Origin of the sequence: uncultured Tateyamaria sp. (assembly GCF_947503385.1) — a bacterium.
Classification (GTDB): Bacteria; Pseudomonadota; Alphaproteobacteria; order Rhodobacterales; family Rhodobacteraceae; genus Tateyamaria.
In genome coordinates this window covers 409,611-425,730 of sequence record NZ_CANNDO010000003.1, presented here as the reverse complement: position 1 = coordinate 425,730, position 16,120 = coordinate 409,611, and the positions used below count along the sequence as shown (strand labels likewise).

General features: G+C 62.0%; 18 protein-coding genes. 11 read left to right on the top strand and 7 right to left on the bottom strand.

Annotation, left to right across the window (positions count from 1 at the left end; translation table 11 throughout):
• Window positions 1-151: 151 nt before the first annotated feature.
• Together Q1A85_RS13165 and Q1A85_RS13160 are read left to right on the top strand one after the other, a co-directional pair.
• Window positions 152-1,780 (top strand): DUF4331 domain-containing protein, encoded by a 1,629-nt coding sequence (locus tag Q1A85_RS13165; protein ID WP_299689826.1) that lies wholly within the window; start codon window positions 152-154, stop codon window positions 1,778-1,780.
• A 25-nt stretch (window positions 1,781-1,805) separates the two neighbouring features.
• Window positions 1,806-2,015: a hypothetical protein gene (locus tag Q1A85_RS13160; RefSeq protein ID WP_299689823.1), complete on the top strand. Its 210-nt coding sequence runs from the start codon at window positions 1,806-1,808 to the stop codon at window positions 2,013-2,015.
• A gap of 56 nt (window positions 2,016-2,071) precedes the next feature.
• Here the strand turns inward: Q1A85_RS13160 and Q1A85_RS13155 are convergent, their stop codons facing one another.
• The 7 genes from Q1A85_RS13155 to gspL all read right to left on the bottom strand — a co-directional run bounded on the left by Q1A85_RS13155 (window position 2,072) and on the right by gspL (window position 8,679).
• Entirely contained in the window at window positions 2,072-2,887 is an 816-nt protein-coding gene (locus Q1A85_RS13155) for a type II secretion system protein GspK (protein ID WP_299689819.1), read from the bottom strand.
• On the bottom strand, window positions 2,884-3,327 hold the full coding sequence (locus Q1A85_RS13150; protein ID WP_299689816.1) for a prepilin-type N-terminal cleavage/methylation domain-containing protein: 444 nt from the start codon (window positions 3,325-3,327) through the stop codon (window positions 2,884-2,886). Before Q1A85_RS13150 ends, Q1A85_RS13155 begins: the two co-directional genes overlap by 4 nt.
• Window positions 3,324-4,343, bottom strand: coding sequence for a penicillin-binding protein activator (locus Q1A85_RS13145; protein WP_299689813.1), 1,020 nt, complete (start codon window positions 4,341-4,343; stop codon window positions 3,324-3,326). Before Q1A85_RS13145 ends, Q1A85_RS13150 begins: the two co-directional genes overlap by 4 nt.
• Window positions 4,344-4,419: 76 nt before the next feature.
• Window positions 4,420-5,625, bottom strand: a complete 1,206-nt coding sequence (locus Q1A85_RS13140) for a type II secretion system F family protein (RefSeq protein WP_299689810.1) — start codon at window positions 5,623-5,625, stop codon at window positions 4,420-4,422.
• Window positions 5,622-7,097: an ATPase, T2SS/T4P/T4SS family gene (locus tag Q1A85_RS13135; protein ID WP_299689807.1), complete on the bottom strand. Its 1,476-nt coding sequence runs from the start codon at window positions 7,095-7,097 to the stop codon at window positions 5,622-5,624. The genes Q1A85_RS13140 and Q1A85_RS13135 overlap by 4 nt, the downstream gene beginning before the upstream one ends.
• A complete protein-coding gene (locus tag Q1A85_RS13130; protein WP_299689804.1) occupies window positions 7,094-7,537 on the bottom strand; it encodes a type II secretion system protein M in 444 nt (147 codons plus the stop codon). The genes Q1A85_RS13135 and Q1A85_RS13130 overlap by 4 nt, the downstream gene beginning before the upstream one ends.
• Window positions 7,537-8,679 (bottom strand): type II secretion system protein GspL, encoded by a 1,143-nt coding sequence (gene gspL, locus Q1A85_RS13125; RefSeq protein WP_299689801.1) that lies wholly within the window; start codon window positions 8,677-8,679, stop codon window positions 7,537-7,539. The genes Q1A85_RS13130 and gspL overlap by 1 nt, the downstream gene beginning before the upstream one ends.
• Window positions 8,680-8,753: 74 nt before the next feature.
• Here gspL and gspG point away from each other — a divergent pair, with 74 nt between their 5' ends.
• The 9 genes from gspG to Q1A85_RS13080 all read left to right on the top strand — a co-directional run bounded on the left by gspG (window position 8,754) and on the right by Q1A85_RS13080 (window position 16,093).
• Window positions 8,754-9,230, top strand: coding sequence for a type II secretion system major pseudopilin GspG (gene gspG / locus Q1A85_RS13120; RefSeq protein WP_299689798.1), 477 nt, complete (start codon window positions 8,754-8,756; stop codon window positions 9,228-9,230).
• Window positions 9,227-9,685 carry a prepilin-type N-terminal cleavage/methylation domain-containing protein gene (locus Q1A85_RS13115; protein ID WP_299689795.1) on the top strand — a complete coding sequence of 153 codons (459 nt, stop codon included), beginning with the start codon at window positions 9,227-9,229 and terminating at the stop codon, window positions 9,683-9,685. The genes gspG and Q1A85_RS13115 overlap by 4 nt, the downstream gene beginning before the upstream one ends.
• Window positions 9,682-10,056 (top strand): type II secretion system minor pseudopilin GspI, encoded by a 375-nt coding sequence (gspI, locus tag Q1A85_RS13110; protein WP_299689792.1) that lies wholly within the window; start codon window positions 9,682-9,684, stop codon window positions 10,054-10,056. The genes Q1A85_RS13115 and gspI overlap by 4 nt, the downstream gene beginning before the upstream one ends.
• Window positions 10,053-10,904 carry a type II secretion system protein N gene (locus Q1A85_RS13105; protein WP_299689789.1) on the top strand — a complete coding sequence of 284 codons (852 nt, stop codon included), beginning with the start codon at window positions 10,053-10,055 and terminating at the stop codon, window positions 10,902-10,904. The genes gspI and Q1A85_RS13105 overlap by 4 nt, the downstream gene beginning before the upstream one ends.
• A 3-nt stretch (window positions 10,905-10,907) precedes the next feature.
• Window positions 10,908-12,827 carry a type II secretion system secretin GspD gene (gene gspD, locus Q1A85_RS13100; protein WP_299689786.1) on the top strand — a complete coding sequence of 640 codons (1,920 nt, stop codon included), beginning with the start codon at window positions 10,908-10,910 and terminating at the stop codon, window positions 12,825-12,827.
• 3 nt (window positions 12,828-12,830) lie between these two features.
• On the top strand, window positions 12,831-13,409 hold the full coding sequence (locus Q1A85_RS13095; protein WP_299689783.1) for a sigma-70 family RNA polymerase sigma factor: 579 nt from the start codon (window positions 12,831-12,833) through the stop codon (window positions 13,407-13,409).
• Complete coding sequence (locus Q1A85_RS13090) at window positions 13,406-14,071, top strand: anti-sigma factor (protein ID WP_299689780.1); 666 nt, start codon at window positions 13,406-13,408, stop codon at window positions 14,069-14,071. Before Q1A85_RS13095 ends, Q1A85_RS13090 begins: the two co-directional genes overlap by 4 nt.
• Entirely contained in the window at window positions 14,064-14,822 is a 759-nt protein-coding gene (locus tag Q1A85_RS13085; protein ID WP_299689777.1) for a DUF4198 domain-containing protein, read from the top strand. Before Q1A85_RS13090 ends, Q1A85_RS13085 begins: the two co-directional genes overlap by 8 nt.
• 284 nt (window positions 14,823-15,106) lie before the next feature.
• On the top strand, window positions 15,107-16,093 hold the full coding sequence (locus Q1A85_RS13080; RefSeq protein WP_299689774.1) for an ABC transporter substrate-binding protein: 987 nt from the start codon (window positions 15,107-15,109) through the stop codon (window positions 16,091-16,093).
• The last annotated feature ends 27 nt before the right edge of the window (window positions 16,094-16,120 follow it).

Below are 16,120 nucleotides of genomic sequence, written 5' to 3'. Positions count from 1 at the left end.
CGCCTTCGTCTTGTTGGGTGCAGCACCTGAAGTCCCACCACCGCGCATCCGCGCCAGGGCTGAGTTCCGCTGTCGGACGGCTTCGCCCGCAAGAACGCACGTTTTTGCGACCGGGAAAGTCGTGCGCAAATTCGATCTGAGAGGACATGACATGAAGACCAAAAAGGCATTGGCCCTAAGCACGGCGCTGGTGGCCGTTCTAGCGGCCACAACGGGGCCCATTGCGGCGTCATCGCACCGCGAAGCGCCCGCCATTACTGAACATCCCAAAGTGGACGGAACCGATTTTTATATGTTCCGCAGCTACGAGCCCGGTCGCGAAGGCTATGTGACGTTGCTGGCCAACTATCAACCTTTGCAGGTGAACTACGGCGGGCCAAGCTATTACACGATGGATGCGGATGGCATCTATGAAATCCATATCGACAATGACGGCGATGCCATCGAAGATCTGACCTTTCAGTTCGATTTTGAGAACCAGTTGGCCAATAATGGCGCAGGCATCGGTTTGGATATTGGCGGTGTAAACGTCGCCATTCCGCTGAAATATGCAGGTCCCATCCTGCCAGGTGACCAGTCGCTTTTGAACGAAAGCGAAAGCTACGAACTGACCCTGATCGAAGGCGACCGCCGCAGCGGGACGCGCAGTGCGATCACACGCGCCGGGTCGGGTCAGACCACCTTTACCAAACCGCTGGACCACGTGGGGCTGAAAACGCTCCCTGACTATGATGGCTACGCCAATCAGTTCATCTACGATTTCGACATGGCGGGCTGTGATATGCCGGGTCGCGTGTTTGTGGGGCAACGTGCCGACGCCTTTGCGCTGAACCTTGGCGAGGTGTTCGATTTGATCAACTTTGTCCCCATCGAAGGCGACAGCGCGCCCGGAGCCGGAGACGGCGCGGGTTTTGACGGCGGCATTACGCAAAGCCGGGTGAACGATGATGTGTTTGGCAAGGTCAACGTGTCCACTCTGGCGCTTGAGCTGCCGATTTCGTGCATCACCACGGGCGATGATCCTGTCATCGGGGCATGGACGTCATCGAGCCTTGCACAGGGCGAGCTGGAGAATCCGTCGCCGAGTTATGAGGACACAAGCCGTGTCGGCGGTGCGCTGGTGCAGCAATCGCGCCTATCCACGCCGCTCGTCAACGAAGTGGTGATCGGGATCACAGACAAGGACCGCTTCAACGGCTCGGAACCCATTGATGACGCTGGTTTCGCCACTTACGTCACCAACCCGACCTTTCCGCGTCTGGTCGAGCTGCTCTTTGGTCCCGATTTGGGGCTTGAGAACAACATCGCACCGACGAACCTGCCCCGGACAGACCTCGTGGCTGCTTTCCTGACCGGTTTGCCCGGATTGAACCAACCAGCCAATGTGACGGCGTCGGAAATGATGCGCCTGAACACGGCCGTGCCTGCCACACCACGGGACGCGCAGAACACGTTTGGTGTCGTTGCCGAGGACCTCGCAGGCTTTCCAAACGGGCGTCGTCCGGGCGATGATGTGATCGACATCATCCTGCGCGTGGCCCTTGGGGCGTTGTGTCATCCTGTTCCGCTGGGTGCGGAATTGGGTGTCGACGGCGCCGAGGAAAACACCGCCAGCGATCTGGTCAATCTCGGGTTCTGCACGCCGGATCAGGCCCCAATTGGCAATGTTGCCCTGACCGATGGCGCGCCGCTTTCGGCCTCGGACCTGCAAAACGCGTTCCCCTACCTCAATTCGCCGATCCCCGGGTCGCCAAACGGCACCGTGACGTCGGTGAACTGATGGGCACGCAGGAAAGGAGTACGACATGACACCCAAGCACTTGCGCCTCGTCCTTGTGGGCGCCGGATTGGCCTTTGTGGCCGCCTGTGGCGGCGGCGGTTCGTCCGTCAGTGGCATCGCGACCCTCGGGTCAACGTTCCAGCAGGCCTTTGCCCAAGGGCCAAACGACGCGGCCATCGATGTGGCGAACGCCGATCTGGTCCTGCAACTGACACAGGATCCGTTCGAACTCTGAGCGTTCGGGACATCGGCAGAAACAGAACGCCGCCGGGGAAACCGGGCGGCGTTTTTTCATGGCTGTGCGATGCTTCGGACCGCACCGGTTTCGGTATCGCGATAAAGCCTGCGATGCAGAACGGCGCGTGCTGGACCAACGCTGGCAACCGATTTGACGTCAAAGGCATCGGATGTGAAACCCGCGCGCGCAGGCAACGCTACGCCAAGTGCGGCCAAATCGCTCTGATCCAGAAACCCCCGTGCGACCCGGCGGGCAACAAGGCCGCGTGCAGCGTTCGGATTTGCGAACATGGCCGCCATCAGGGGTTCGGTCACAGTGTTGAGGTTCAGCGGAGCTCTGACATCCGTTGCCGTGACATGCGGGGCGAGGCGGTCCAGGTCGCTGCGCGCAAGGCCGAATTGCAACAATGTGTCAGGATGCCGGAGCGGTCCATGTTGCGTGACGCTTTGGGTAATTTGGCTGGCCAGCACCTCGGGCAAGTCCAGCGCAGACAGGAGTGCCACAAACACGCGCTGTTCGGCGATGGCACCGGGGTGCAGCGCATTGAGGTCGAACCGTCCGCGCACGTCACTTACGGACACTTCGAATGCGCCAAAGTCCAGTGCGATGCGGTCCTGCACCGACAGGGCCCAGTCTTCGCCCAGATGGTCGGTGTCGGGCGCGCGGGCAAAGTCGCGACGCAGCGCCACAGCGACGGAAGTCGCGCCGCTTTGCGCCAGCGCGCGCGCCTGCGCCAATGAAGCGGAGCGGTCCAGCCTGTCCAGCGCCACGTCCTGATCGCGCAGCATTACATGCACGAGGCCTGTACCAATGGCGAGGATCGCGAGCACGTTGAGCAGGCTCACCCCCGCTTCCCGATCCCGTTTCATCGGGCGGGTCCACGGGGCAGGGGCAGATGCCACCAGATATCCGCGTCCGTGAGGGTAAGGACGACAAGGCCTGCCTGTTGCATCGAGAAAGTGGCCGGTTCGTCAAGGATGCGTTGATCAAGAACCACGCGATCCGGCGCGGCAATACTGCGGATCAATCCGGTCTCGTGTGTGCGCCACGTCACCACCCGCTTGCCGGAGGTCAAGACCAGCGTATCGGTCAGCATGGCAGAATGCGCGCCCTCGACGTCCCGTGCCATCAGCGCAAAGGCGCGGCTCTGTAGATCAATGCGCTGAAGGCGTCCGGCAAGACCCGCCTCGCTGCGCGTGACGCTGTCCAACAGGATAAACCCTGCCAGTCCGATCAGCGAAGAGATCGTCAGCGCCACAAGCATCTCGATCAGTGTGACACCGGCTTGCGCGGGTCGCAGCGGTGTCATGCCACTGGCAGCACATCGCCACCGTCGATGCGCAGAATGGCCAGTCTGCGCACGCATCTGCGGTCCCGTTCGAACCGCGTGTCGCCCAGCAAGCCCTCGTAGGGTGTGCGGTGGCTCAGGTGCGAGGTGCCGCCTGCCGCATGGGCCAACCCGACGGCATCGACGGCAAGCGCGGCAATCACGCCCATCTCTTCCTCCAGTTGGGCACGGAAAAAGGCCGAAAGACGATTGAACCGCACTGGGTCCGGGCCCGTGAAACAGGCCTTGTCCAACCGGTTCAATTGCGGTTGATCAAGCCCGGACCATTGCAGCGAGCCGATGGTGGTCACGCCCGTCTGCACCGCCGCTTCGGCCTGTTTCAGCGCGGTCGCGCTGGTGCCGGGCACATACAGGATGTCCGGCAGCGTGCCTCCGCCTGTGCGTTGCAGTGCCTCGGCCAGTTGACCGGGCCGTGTCGCAGCAGGAACGACCGGCAGAGCTGTCACACGGGCATTGCGCGCCCCGGCGGTGACGGCATCCACGGCGCGCTGACCCAGCGCGCCGTTTGTCTGCAACACGGCCATGCGCCGCGCGCCGCTGTCCTTGGCAAAGCGCAACACCGTGTCCACGGATTGCGCTGGTGTGACGCCAAACACCCATGCGCCGGATGCGGCAAGCGTGGCGTCGTTGGACAGTGACAGAACCGGCGCCGTGCCAGCCGCCTGCACGACAGCTGGTGTCTGGTCGCGAAACAGGGGGCCCACGATGATATTTGCCCCTTGGGCCACGGCATTGCGGGTGGCGCGGGCTGCCATATCTGCGGTATCTCCCGCATCGACAATCTGGGTCTGGCCCGCCAATCCGGCAAGGTCCTCGACCAGCCATACCGCCTTGGCCATCTGCTGGCCCAATGCGGCCCGGTTCCCGCTGAGGGGAAGCAAAAGCACCACCCGCGCCGCATCGTCCAATTTGCGCTGACGGCTGAGAGGTCCGGATTGCGCGGTACATCCTGCAGCAATCGGAAGGGCGCCGAGCATGGCCAGGCACCTGCGGCGGTTCGGATCAATGACATGTGACATGAGTGCGGTCCTCGGGCTTTTCAGTGCGGAACGGTCATCCGACCAGCGCGTTTAGGTTCACGATCGGCAACAGGATCGCGAGGACCAGAAGCATGACGATCCCCCCCATCCCCAGCAGCACGAGCGGCTCAACCAGCCCCACAAGTGTTTTGACCCGCGCTTGCAAGGTCTGAGACTGGTCGTTTGCAAACCGGCCCAGCATGTCGGGCAACGCGCCACCGGCCTCACCGCTGGCGATCATAGTGATCATCATCGGCGGGAAACCGTCCTTGCGCGCAAGCGCACGGGACAGGGGCAGCCCGTCGCGCACATCGCGCGCCACGTCGACCAACATGTCGCGGGCGATCAGGTTTCCCACGGTTGCCGTGGCAGATGTCAAAGCGTCGGCCAATGGCACGCCGCTTTGCGTCAGCGTGGCCAGCGTTCCCGAAAACTGCACAATCGTCATTTGTCGGGCAAGCCCGCTGCGCCACAGCACGTCATGCCATGTCCGTTGCACAGCGGGCTGCCGCGTCGCGGCTCCGACCCCCAAAGCCAGAGCCGCAACCGCCAATATCAGCAGGGTCGCATTGCCGATCAAAAAGTCGCTCAGCCCGATCATGAGTTTCGTGAGTGGTGGCAGATCGGCGCCGCGCGCGGCAAAAACCCGGACGATATCGGGTAGGAGAAAGACCAAAAGCCCGATGACGACAGCAATTGAAACAAGGATCAGGATGGCCGGATAGATCAGTGCCAGCACAACGGTCTGACGGTTGCGCAGACGGCCTTCGGCGTGGTCTGCGAGGTGGGTCAGCACGGCGCCCTGTCGGCCTGCGCGTTCTCCGGCCTGCACGGATGTAAGGTAAAACCGGTCGAATCCGCCGCCCAAGGCGCGCATTGCAGCGCTCATACTGCTGCCATCGAGGATCGACTGACGCATTTGGCGGCATGTTGCAGCCAGCCTTGGGCTGGATTGATCGGCAAGCGTGGACAGTGCTGCTTCGATCTGCACACCGCTGCTCAGCAGGGTCGCCATCTGGCGGGTGAACACGGCAAGGTCGGCTGGCGACATCACGCGTGATCTATGGCGCAATACGGGCGCGAAGCGACCCAGAGACCACGGCACCACGGGCGCAACAAATACCGGTAGCAACCCTTGGTCACGCAACAGGGCGCGGGCCGCCTCTATGCCTGTGGCGTCGATCCGGCCCGCATGGGCCTTGCCGCCCGCATCGACCGCGCTGTAGCGAAACCGGGTCATGCGGCCTCGTCCTGGCCTGTGTCAAAGACAACGCGCGCCACTTCTTGGGGGGTGGTGAGACCATCGTGTATCTTTTGGACCCCATCGGCGATCAGGCCCGGCGCCGGGCGGTTCAGGATGCGGGACAGGTCCGCCTCGGACGCGCCGTCGGTGATCGCGCGCTCAAGCTCCGGCGTGATCTCGATCAGATCATAAAGCGCCACCCGACCATGAAAGCCGGTGTGACTGCATTCAACGCAGCCCAGCCCGGCAAGAGCTGTTGCGCCCGCGTGCATCTGGCCCGACAACAATGCCTCTTCGGCTTGCGTGACGGGGTGCAGGGCGGCACAGGCCGGACAGATGCGCCGCACAAGCCGCTGTGCGATCAATCCGCGCAGCATCGGCGCCAGCAGAAACCGCTCTACGCCCAAATCAATCAGCCGTGCGATTGCACCAATGGCCGAATTGGTGTGCAGCGTCGACATTACCAAGTGCCCTGTCATGGCACTTTCGACGGCGACACGCGCGGTTTCGCCGTCTCGGATTTCGCCCACCATAATGACATTCGGGTCTTGCCGCAGAAGGGCGCGCAAACCGCGTGCAAAGGTCAGATCGGTCGCGGCGTTGACCTGCATCTGCGCGATCCCCGGCAACGCGTATTCAATCGGGTCCTCGATGGTCATGATGTTGCGCTGTTGGTCGTTGAGCGCATCCAGCCCGGCATAAAGCGTGGTTGTCTTGCCTGACCCGGTTGGACCCGTCACAAGGATCAGCCCATCGGGCCGGTCCAGCAGACGTTCAAAGGCATTTTGCATGTCGTCCGACATCCCCAACCCGGTCACGCCTGTTCTGGTCTGGCCACGGTCCAGCAGACGCATCACGACCCGCTCGCCATGCTGCGTCGGAATTGTAGAAATGCGGGCGTCCAGATGGAACTCGGCCACGCGCAGGGACACACGCCCATCCTGCGGCAACCGCTTTTCCGCGATGTCCAGACGGCCCATAACCTTGATCCGGCTGACCAATTGCGGCGCCAGCGCGCGATTGGAGGCCAGCGCTTCGCGCAGGACGCCGTCGACACGGAACCGGACGACCAGCCGGGCTTCCTCGACCTCGATATGCACATCCGATGCGCGGGCGCGGATCGCCTCCAAGAGGATGGCATTGATCAAGCGGACAACGGGCGCATCCTCGCGTTGGTCGAGCAGATCGTCCACGGCAGCAGCGGTGTCGGCCAGCGCCGCAAGGTCTGTGCCGTATTGTCCTGACGCCTGCTCCGCCGCGCCAGCGGCTGCATGGGCGCTGTCACGGTAAATGTCTTCCATCGCGTCCGCGAGGAACGCGCCCGACACCGCCTGAAACGTCAAAGGCTGTCCGGCGACCCGCTGTGCCTCGGCCAGCGCCGATAGCCGGGTGGCTGGCACGAACTGGCAGTGGTCATCGTGCAGAACGATATCGTGGGCGCGGGCAAAGGCGTAGGGCAGGCGGGTCACGGCGCGTCCTCCATCACGATCCGGGCGGTTACGATGCCGGGCTCGGGTCGGCGACCGATCTCTGCCGACCGCACCCGCACACCTGAGCGGCTGGTGAGCGTGTCCAGCCAGCCGATCAGAGCCGTGAATGGCACCGCGTCCAACGATACGGACAGCAAACTGCCTTGCGGGTCGAGACGCCGGATATCGATGTCGGCGGATCTGGCGGACGCCGTTACGCGTTGGCGCAGGGGTGCAGTCGTGTCTGGCGTCTGGCGGTGCACACCCTCGGGCAACCGGTCCAGCACAGCCCACAGCACGTCGATCTTGCGCAGTTGCGCAAAACTGTCCTCTCGCGAGGACACGGCGGGCGCGACAATCACGCTCCAAAGCGTGATACAGCCGATCCCGACGGTCGCCGCGATAATCAGGTGTCGTTCGCGCGCTTTCAGTTTCTGCATCATCTCGCCTCCGACAGGACAACTTGCATTTCGGCACCTGCGGCTCCGCTCGAAGCTGCCCCGCTCACGACGGTCAGGCCGTCGGCGCGCAGGGCGTCTTCGGCCCGTTGCAATGCGCCCAGGTCCGGCGCGCTGATCAGAATGGTCATCGTCCGCGCGTCGCCGTCAAACCTGAGGTTTCGGAAATCAACACCCCGCCCGGTCAGGGCGGTGCCAGTGCGCGCCAGCAGCGTCAGAAAGGGATCGGGCGCGTCCGCCACAGACGCGCCCCGCACCAGATCAGCGGTCAGAATCGATGCGGGCAAGCTCAGGTCCAGAGTCGCACCGCGGTTGGCTGATTGCGAGATGATTTCTGCTGTGCGCGCCGTTGCCAACCGCTCCAGCGCGCGCGCATCGACAAAAACAACAGCGGCATGAGCCGCCCCGGCAAGCGCGCTCAGCGCAAGGGCAAACCCAAAGCGTCCACGCCATGCCTTGCGACGGCCAGCCCTGTCGCGGCGCAAGTCCAGTTCGAATATCGACGGGTCAACCGGGGGCAAAACATCGTGCGTCAGCGCAGCCTGTGTTCCGGGCGGCAGCGTACCATGGCATAGTTCGAGCGGGGGGCGGTCAAACCCGCGCCACACGTCGGCAAAGCCGTCTTTGGCCAGAACACATCCGCTGCCATCATCCGTTCTGACGTAGACGGCGTGCGCCCCGCACCACACCGACCAGTGCCCGTGCTTGTGTGGCAGCGGCACTGCGCAAAGGTCCGGAACGATGGGGCGGGCGGATTTCGCCCACATGTCCACGTTGTCTGCGCTGACTGCGGCACATAGTCGGACCGTTCCGTGCAGAGCCGGACCCACCGCCACATGGGTGCCCTCAAGTCCAGAGGCGAGGTTCGGCTCCATCGCGAAAAGGGCCGCAGCGCGGCGTTTGCGGTCGGATGTCAGTGGCAAATCGACGGCAGAAAGATGGACGGCAGCCCCTGGATAGACATCTGGGGAAGGAAGGCCGGAGGCCGCCGCGGCACGTGTCAAACGCGCGTTCAGGTCTGGATCGACCGCCCAGACGTCCGCGTGCGACGGCAGGGGGGAAAGCGCCGTGGAACACGCGTCTGGGCGATCGATATCGTGAATGCTAACTTGTTGATTTAGCATAATTTTTTACCTTTACGGCGCGAATTTTCGTGCCTATGTACCCAGCAATACGAGCCTCAAAAGGAAATAGTTTCATGCTTTGGAATTCTTCGGATCCTGCGCACCCATCCCCCCGCCGCGACCGGCAGGCGGGTGTGACGTTGATTGAAATGATGGTTGTTCTGGTGATGATTTCTGTCGTTGCGGCGCTGATTGTACCCAACGTGATTGGACGCCCGGACGAGGCGCGCGTGTCTGTTGCGACAACCGACATGCGGTCGATCGCGGGCGCGTTGCAGCTTTACCGGCTGGACAACGGGAGCTATCCGACGACGACCCAAGGGCTGATCGCATTGGCAGAGCGACCGCAAAGTCCGCCATTGCCCCGGACATGGCCCGTGGATGGCTACCTGAGCACTTTGCCACTGGATCCATGGGGGACGCCCTATATCTACCGGGCCGAGGGGGGACGGTTCGAACTTGTTTCGCTTGGCGCGGATGCAGCGCCTGGCGGCGACGGGGTGAACGCCGACATTCCCTATCGCAAGACGCGTGTGCAGGCGGGGTTGTGACCCGCCACCGACGCAGTGACGCCGGTGTCACGCTGGTCGAGATGCTGGTTGTGCTGGCGCTGTTTGGTGTTGTGGCGGGTACTGTGCTTATCGCATTTCCCGGTGACCGGCGTGGCACCTCGACCGAAACGGCGGCACGGTTGCTTGGCGCGCATATCGACCGCGCGGTCGATCTGGCGCTGACAACGGGGCAGGGTTTTGGCGTTGCACAGAATGGGCGTACATTGTCGTTTGTGCAGCGCGGACCCGATATGCGGTGGACACCACATTCTGACAAACAATTGGCTACGGTGAAACTTTCCACCGGAACGACCCGTATCTCCTTTGATACGAATGAGGTTTATGCAGTGTCCGCCGATCTGATCCCGGAAAAGAGCCTGCCGCTGGTTGTGCAATACGGCACGCGCACAGTTGTGTTTGATGGCGCCCGTGTGCATCTGGAAAACACGCCATGAACGCGCGCGCAGGTGGTCAGGCCGGCTTTAGCCTTATCGAGACGCTTGTGGCGATGACGGTGCTGGCCGTGTCGGCAACGGCCATCTTGTCCGCAACAGAAACACATACACGTACCGTGACCGCCGTGAGCGACCGCACGGTCGCCCATTTGGTGGCGCAGAACGGATGGGTCGAACTGGCCGCGACGGGCGACATGGCGACGATTGTGCGCATGGGGACCGTAGATTGGGCGCTGCGCGCTGATCAGTCGGCCACCAAAGAGCCAGCGCTTGCCCGCGTGGACATCCGCGTTGCGCGTGCATCGGAGCCAGAGGTCATTCTGGCCCGTTTGACCGGCTTTCTCGACACCGGAGAGCAGGTGGTGCGATGACCCGGTCAGAGGCTTTGATCCGTCTGGGCTGTGTGGCAGTTGCCATGGCGTCGGTCGTTTGGACGGCGCTGCCGACAGCGCGTCACATGGCAGGTGTCATTGTGTTCGACGCGCCACCGCCAGTTGACTTGCCGATCTCCGAACAGGTCAGCCCCGTCGATCTGACCGGCCTTTTGAAGCTGGCGCCGTTTGGGCGCGCGGCCGCGCAAGACCAGCCGCGACAAGCTCCGTCAAACCGTCCCGAGATCGTGTTGCGGGGTATCTTTGCCGCACGGGAGGGTGCGTCAACGGCCTTGCTGGATGTCGCGGGCGCGCAAGGGCTTTACCGGGAAAGGATGCGGGTCGCGGACCTTTATGATGTGACACGTATCGCACCTGACCGGGTTGAGCTGATGGACGGGGAAACCGTAATCACGCTGCGGTTTGACGTCACCGAGACCGAGGCTCAAAGCGCAGTTGCCGCAGTTCATGCGACGCCGTCACTTGCGGAGCGTTTGCAGGGTGGGTTCGTTGTGGCGGCAAAATACGAAAAACCGGGTCCGCCTGAAACGACGTCCGATTACATCGACTATTGGCGCCACCGCATCCGCAAAAATCCGCAGGCCGTGCTGGACGAGATCGGATTGAAACCGTCCGATGCCGGGTACGTGATTGCCGACAAACATGATGTGGGCGTCCGATTGGCGGGCTTGCGGTCCGGGGATCTGGTGCGTGCGGTCAATGGCGAGCCCGTCGGTGATCCGGATGCGGACCGACGCTTTTACGACAAGATTGCCGCCGCCGGTCAGGCCCGGATCGAGGTTGAGCGTGATGGCCGCATCCTTTCTTTTTCTTTCCCACTGAGGTGACAGATGTTCAGACGCCTAACACTCCTGTTGCTATTGGTGGTTCATGCGCCTGTGCTGATGGCGCAATCGCCGGACCCCGCGTACACCATCAACCTGCGTCAGACCGACATCACTATACTGACCGAACAAATTGCAGACATCACAGGGCGCACGCTGATCCTGCATCCAGAGTTACGCGGTGAGATCACCGTGGTATCGGCCAAGCCGCTGGACCGCGACGGGGCGTGGGAATTGTTCCAGTCTATCCTGAGGTCGCGCGGGTTTCACGCGGTGCCCAGTGGCGCGATCTGGGAAATCGTCCCGCTGGAGGCCGCCCGCGCGGCGGCGCGTGTTGACCTTGGCGGCTCAGATGCAGGCAGTCAGGATTTCGTCACGCGGATGATCATGCTCGACAACCTGCCGGCAGGCGAAGCGGTGCGGGTGCTGCGACCTCTGGTGCCCGGATCGGCCTCCATCGAGGCATTGGAAGTGCCCAACGCAGTGTTGATCACCGATACCGCAGAAGGGGCCGCGCGCATCACCAGCATCGCCCGCAACCTTGATCAGGACAAGGCGCGCAGTTCGCGTGTTCTCCAGTTCCGCAACACGCAGGCAGCCGTTGTGGGTGCTGCGATTGTCGATGTTCTGGGGGCAAATCCGACGGGTGCGCGCCTGTCTGTTGACCCCGGCTCAAACACGCTTGTCATTCGCGGGACAGCGGATGAGTTGGACGAGATCGAAATGCTCGCAACCGCGATGGATGTGCCGCCCGTGTCCAACCCCCAAGTGGCGCTGAGCACGCGGGTTTTTCCCCTGCGCTATGGCGAGGCGGAGCAGTTGGCAGGCATTCTAGTCACCGCCTTGTCCGGTGCCGGAGCGGAGGCGACCAATGCCGTGGCCGAAGAGTTGCAGCAATCCGGGCTGAATGCTGCGGCACCGGTGTCTGACGTCCCGGACGTCACCGTCGCTGCGGACGAGGCGCAGAACGCAATTGTCGCGCGCGGCACCGAAGCGCAATTGAACGAGGTGGCCGCCCTGTTGCAGCAATTGGACCGGAAACGCGCCCAAGTGCTGATCGAGGCAGCGATTGTCGAGGTGTCAGGCGAGGCCGCGCAACGGATCAGCGCGCAATTGGGGTTGGGCGAACTGGCGCCACCCGGTGGGCTGGCGGCCACGTCGTTCAGCAATGGCGGGGCGGCACTGGGCACGTTGCTCGCCGCTCTTGGAACCCCAAACGCGGCTCTGGCCACAGCCGGAGGCAGCGCAACACTTGGTGTGGGCGATTTTGGTATCCTGTTGCAGGCGTTGAACCAGTCTACGGACGCAAACCTGCTGTCCACCCCTTCGCTGATGGCGTTGGACAATCAACCAGCCTCTATTGTGGTGGGCCAAAACGTGCCCTTTCGCACTGGCACCTTTGCCACTGACGGCAACACTGTGCAGCCCTTCACAACAATCGAACGGCGCGATGTGGGGCTGACGATGAACGTGCTGCCGCGCATCAATGATGGCGACACGGTGCGACTGGACATCAGTCAGGAGGTGTCATCGCTGGTTAACGCCAACGTAGAAGGTGCAGCGGACCTGATCACCAACCGCCGATCCATCGACACAAGTGTGCTGGCACAAAGTGGCTCGACCATCGTGCTTGGCGGGCTGATCACGCGCGACGACCTCAAGAGCCTGCAAAAGGTGCCCGGCGCGGGCGACATTCCGATCCTTGGCAACCTGTTCAAATCGCGCAGCCGCAGCAGCACACGCCGCACGTTGTTTGTCTTTCTCAAGCCCACGGTGCTGCGGTCGGATCAAAGCCTGAAGCGGACCTATCAAAAACGGCTCGATGCGCTGGCGACGGCGCGCAGTGAAATGGGGGGCGGATCAGACCGGAATGCCGTCACGCGGGCGCAAAAACCGGTACGGTTGGAACTTGGCGGGGTGTATTGAACAATGCCTAGTATCGTGGCTGCCGGAGCAGCCGAAACACAGGACGAACTTGACGGTCTGATCGTGCGTGTGGCGCTTGCCGACAGGCGCGCCTTTGATCGGCTCTATGCGCTGACCTCGGGGCGGCTCTTTGCTGTTGCGTTGCGCATGATGAAAAACCGATCCGAGGCGGAGGATGTGCTACAGGACGCCTATGTGCGTATCTGGCAGCGGGCCAGCAGTTTTCGCCCCGGTGAAGGCCGGTCAATGTCATGGCTGATCACGATCACCCGCAATCTGGCCATTGACCGGATGCGCGTGCGCACCGCTCCGGTGGCGCCGATTGAAATGGCGCAGGACGTGCCCGACGATGGCCCCACGCCGGAATCGGCACTGGCACAAAGCGAAAGTCGCGCCAAAATCGACGCCTGCCTCGAAGAGTTGGAGGCGCAACGGGCCGAAGCGGTGCGCGCCGCCTATATCGAAGGGTGGTCCTATCAGGAACTGGCGGATCGGTTCGATACGCCGCTGAACACGATCCGAACCTGGCTGCGGCGCAGTTTGATGCGTCTGCGCACCTGTCTGGAGCAAGCCCCGAAATGACCGAAGACAGCATGACACATGACGAAGAAGATGCGGCACTTGCAGCGGAATATGTCGTTGGTCTGATAGCGGCAGATGAACGCGCGTCTGTCGAGGCGCGGATGCGTCAAGATCGCGACTTTGCCGCTCGTGTCGCGGCGTGGGAGGCGTATTTTGCCGGATTGAATGATGATTATGGAACGGCGCAGCCTGCACCCGGGATCAAGGTTGCCATAGATCGCAGGTTGTTTGGCACGGCAGATCGCAAGCGGCTGCGCTGGCTGCCTGCGGGTCTTGTCGCTGCGGCCTTGGCAATCCTTGTGATGGTCGTGTCTTTGCCGCTGCTTGTGCCCGAAGGGCCGCGCTTGACTGCCGAGCTTGCCAGCGGCGACAGCGATTACCGCTTTGCGGTGCAGATCGGCGAGGATCAGGGCGAGATCGACATCGCGCTTACCGCTGGGGTGGCCGTTGGTGATGCCACGTTTGAGCTTTGGGTGATACCGTCTGACGGGGTGCCACGGTCGCTCGGGACCTTTGCCCAAACGGCTCAGTTGCAACAAAACGGTGCTCTATCCCTGCAAGACGGTTCTGTACTGGCCGTCAGCCTTGAACCTTTGGGCGGCTCACCAACAGGCGCGCCCACTGGTCCGGTGCTCGCTGTCGGGACATTGAGTGATGTCTAGGTTTTTGTGCGTGATGTTGTGCGGCATGGCGGCTGGTCCCGTGGCGCAAGCGCACGAGTTTTGGATCGAACCGGATCGGATGACACCATCCGCTGACGCCCCATTGTCGGTTCAGGTGCGCGTAGGTGAACGTTTTCAGGGGGATGTATTTCCGTTTGAACCGCGCGCATATCAACACGCCTATTGGGTTGGACCGGAGGCGGTGCAGGCGCTGCACACCCAACCACTGTCCAAAAGCGACCTGTCCCTGTCCGCGCAGGCACAGGGGCTGCACATTCTGGCGGTTGCGTCATTCGGGCAATCCCTGACCTATCCGACACAGGCAGAATTCATATCCTTCGCACAGGGGATCGGGGCGGGGGACGTTCTGGCGCAGCAACTGCCGCTTGTGGCAGAACCGGATGGCAGCATAGGCGAAACCTATCGCCGGTTTTCCAAGACGCTGGTGCATTTCGGCGAGAAACAGGGCCGCGACAGGCGTTTGGGCCTCCAGTACGAATGGGTCAAATCGGACGGGCGGTTCACGCTGTTGGCACATGGTGCGGTCGCGCCGCATCACCCCGCGGACCTGTTTTGCGAGGGCCGCGACGGGGTGGTGACGGAACACCGCTTGCAAACAGACACAGACGGCCAAGTTGCACCTGATACGGCCAATGCAAAACGGTGTCTGATCAATGCCGTGTTTCTGAGCGCACCGGATGCGCGTGGTCATTGGGCCAGTGATTGGGTGTCCCTGTTCTGGGCACCCTGAGCGCGTCTGAAAACCGACCTCAAAGCGGCAAGATTATGCCACATGCCTGCATTTTAACGGTTTATGGCATCTACCCTCATTGTGGACGCAACAGCAGATGCTGTGCCAAGATATCGGAACATTCGGGCTGCCTGTTTTTATACCGACACGCCCAATTCATGGGCGCATCGGGGCGGAGCGCGCCCCTTCTGCAGGTCGCACTGCGGTCGCCGCTTTCCTTCACAGACGGAGGGGGCGTCTGATTTGTTAATGAATATGAACCGCCTTCAGGGGAGAAGACTTTCATGCACAAATTCATCCTAGGTGCTGCCATCGCAGCCCTGCCTGCCACTGCCATGGCTCAAGATCTGACACCGGTGACATTCGGCACCAATTGGCTGGCACAAGCGGAACATGGTGGCTTTTATCAATCCGTGGCCGACGGCACCTATGCCGCGTGCGGTCTGGATGTGACCATCGTTTCGGGTGGTCCACAGGTGAACAACCGCGCGCTGTTGCTGGCTGACCGTATTCAGTTCCACATGGGCGGCGACATGCTGCAAGCGTTCAACGCCGTGGCGGAGGATATCCCGGTGGTTGCCGTGGCTGCGATCTTCCAGAAACACCCGCAAGTTATCGTGGCGCATCCTGATGTGACCAGTTGGGAAGAGCTAAAGGACAAGACGCTGCTGATCGGTGACAACGGCTATTCCAGCTATTACCAGTGGATGATCGCGGAACATGGGTTCACCGCCGAACAGCGGCAGCCCTATACGTTTAACCCGGCGCCGTTCATCGCGAACACCGATACCGCAATGCAGGGGTATCTGTCGTCCGAGCCGTATCTGGTGGAAAAGGAAGCAGGGTTCAAACCCAACGTCTTTTTGATCGCCGACAACGGGTATTCGTCTTACGCCACGACAATCGAGGTGATGCAGTCGACCATCGACGAGAAACCGGAACAGGTGGAATGCTTTGTCGATGCGTCGCTGACCGGCTGGTACAACTACCTTTACGGCGACAGCGTGGCCGCAGACGCGCTGATCCTCGAAGCCAATGCGGACATGAGCCAGGACAAGATCAACTTTGCCAAGAATATGATGCGCGATCAGGGCATCGTCGACAGTGGCAAGACGCTTGATCTGGGCATTGGCGCAATGTCGGATGAGGTGATCGGCGATTTCTATCAAAAAATGGTCGATGCGGGCGTGATTGCAGGCGATCTGGATTGGAAGGCGGCCTATACGCTTGATTTCACCAACAAAAAGGTCGGATTCGACATCAAACCCTGATCCATTCACCATGACGGCAGGTGGGGG

Excerpts from the sequence above, each read along its gene's own strand:
- Q1A85_RS13165 (WP_299689826.1), top strand. The coding sequence starts at position 152 with ATGAAGACCAAAAAGGCATTGGCCCTAAGCACGGCGCTGGTGGCCGTT.
- Q1A85_RS13160 (WP_299689823.1), top strand. The coding sequence starts at position 1,806 with ATGACACCCAAGCACTTGCGCCTCGTCCTTGTGGGCGCCGGATTGGCC.
- Q1A85_RS13155 (WP_299689819.1), bottom strand. The coding sequence starts at position 2,887 with ATGAAACGGGATCGGGAAGCGGGGGTGAGCCTGCTCAACGTGCTCGCG.
- Q1A85_RS13150 (WP_299689816.1), bottom strand. The coding sequence starts at position 3,327 with ATGACACCGCTGCGACCCGCGCAAGCCGGTGTCACACTGATCGAGATG.
- Q1A85_RS13145 (WP_299689813.1), bottom strand. The coding sequence starts at position 4,343 with ATGCTCGGCGCCCTTCCGATTGCTGCAGGATGTACCGCGCAATCCGGA.
- Q1A85_RS13140 (WP_299689810.1), bottom strand. The coding sequence starts at position 5,625 with ATGACCCGGTTTCGCTACAGCGCGGTCGATGCGGGCGGCAAGGCCCAT.
- Q1A85_RS13130 (WP_299689804.1), bottom strand. The coding sequence starts at position 7,537 with ATGCAGAAACTGAAAGCGCGCGAACGACACCTGATTATCGCGGCGACC.
- gspL (WP_299689801.1), bottom strand. The coding sequence starts at position 8,679 with ATGCTAAATCAACAAGTTAGCATTCACGATATCGATCGCCCAGACGCG.
- gspG (WP_299689798.1), top strand. The coding sequence starts at position 8,754 with ATGCTTTGGAATTCTTCGGATCCTGCGCACCCATCCCCCCGCCGCGAC.
- gspI (WP_299689792.1), top strand. The coding sequence starts at position 9,682 with ATGAACGCGCGCGCAGGTGGTCAGGCCGGCTTTAGCCTTATCGAGACG.
- Q1A85_RS13105 (WP_299689789.1), top strand. The coding sequence starts at position 10,053 with ATGACCCGGTCAGAGGCTTTGATCCGTCTGGGCTGTGTGGCAGTTGCC.
- gspD (WP_299689786.1), top strand. The coding sequence starts at position 10,908 with ATGTTCAGACGCCTAACACTCCTGTTGCTATTGGTGGTTCATGCGCCT.
- Q1A85_RS13095 (WP_299689783.1), top strand. The coding sequence starts at position 12,831 with ATGCCTAGTATCGTGGCTGCCGGAGCAGCCGAAACACAGGACGAACTT.
- Q1A85_RS13090 (WP_299689780.1), top strand. The coding sequence starts at position 13,406 with ATGACCGAAGACAGCATGACACATGACGAAGAAGATGCGGCACTTGCA.
- Q1A85_RS13085 (WP_299689777.1), top strand. The coding sequence starts at position 14,064 with ATGTCTAGGTTTTTGTGCGTGATGTTGTGCGGCATGGCGGCTGGTCCC.
- Q1A85_RS13080 (WP_299689774.1), top strand. The coding sequence starts at position 15,107 with ATGCACAAATTCATCCTAGGTGCTGCCATCGCAGCCCTGCCTGCCACT.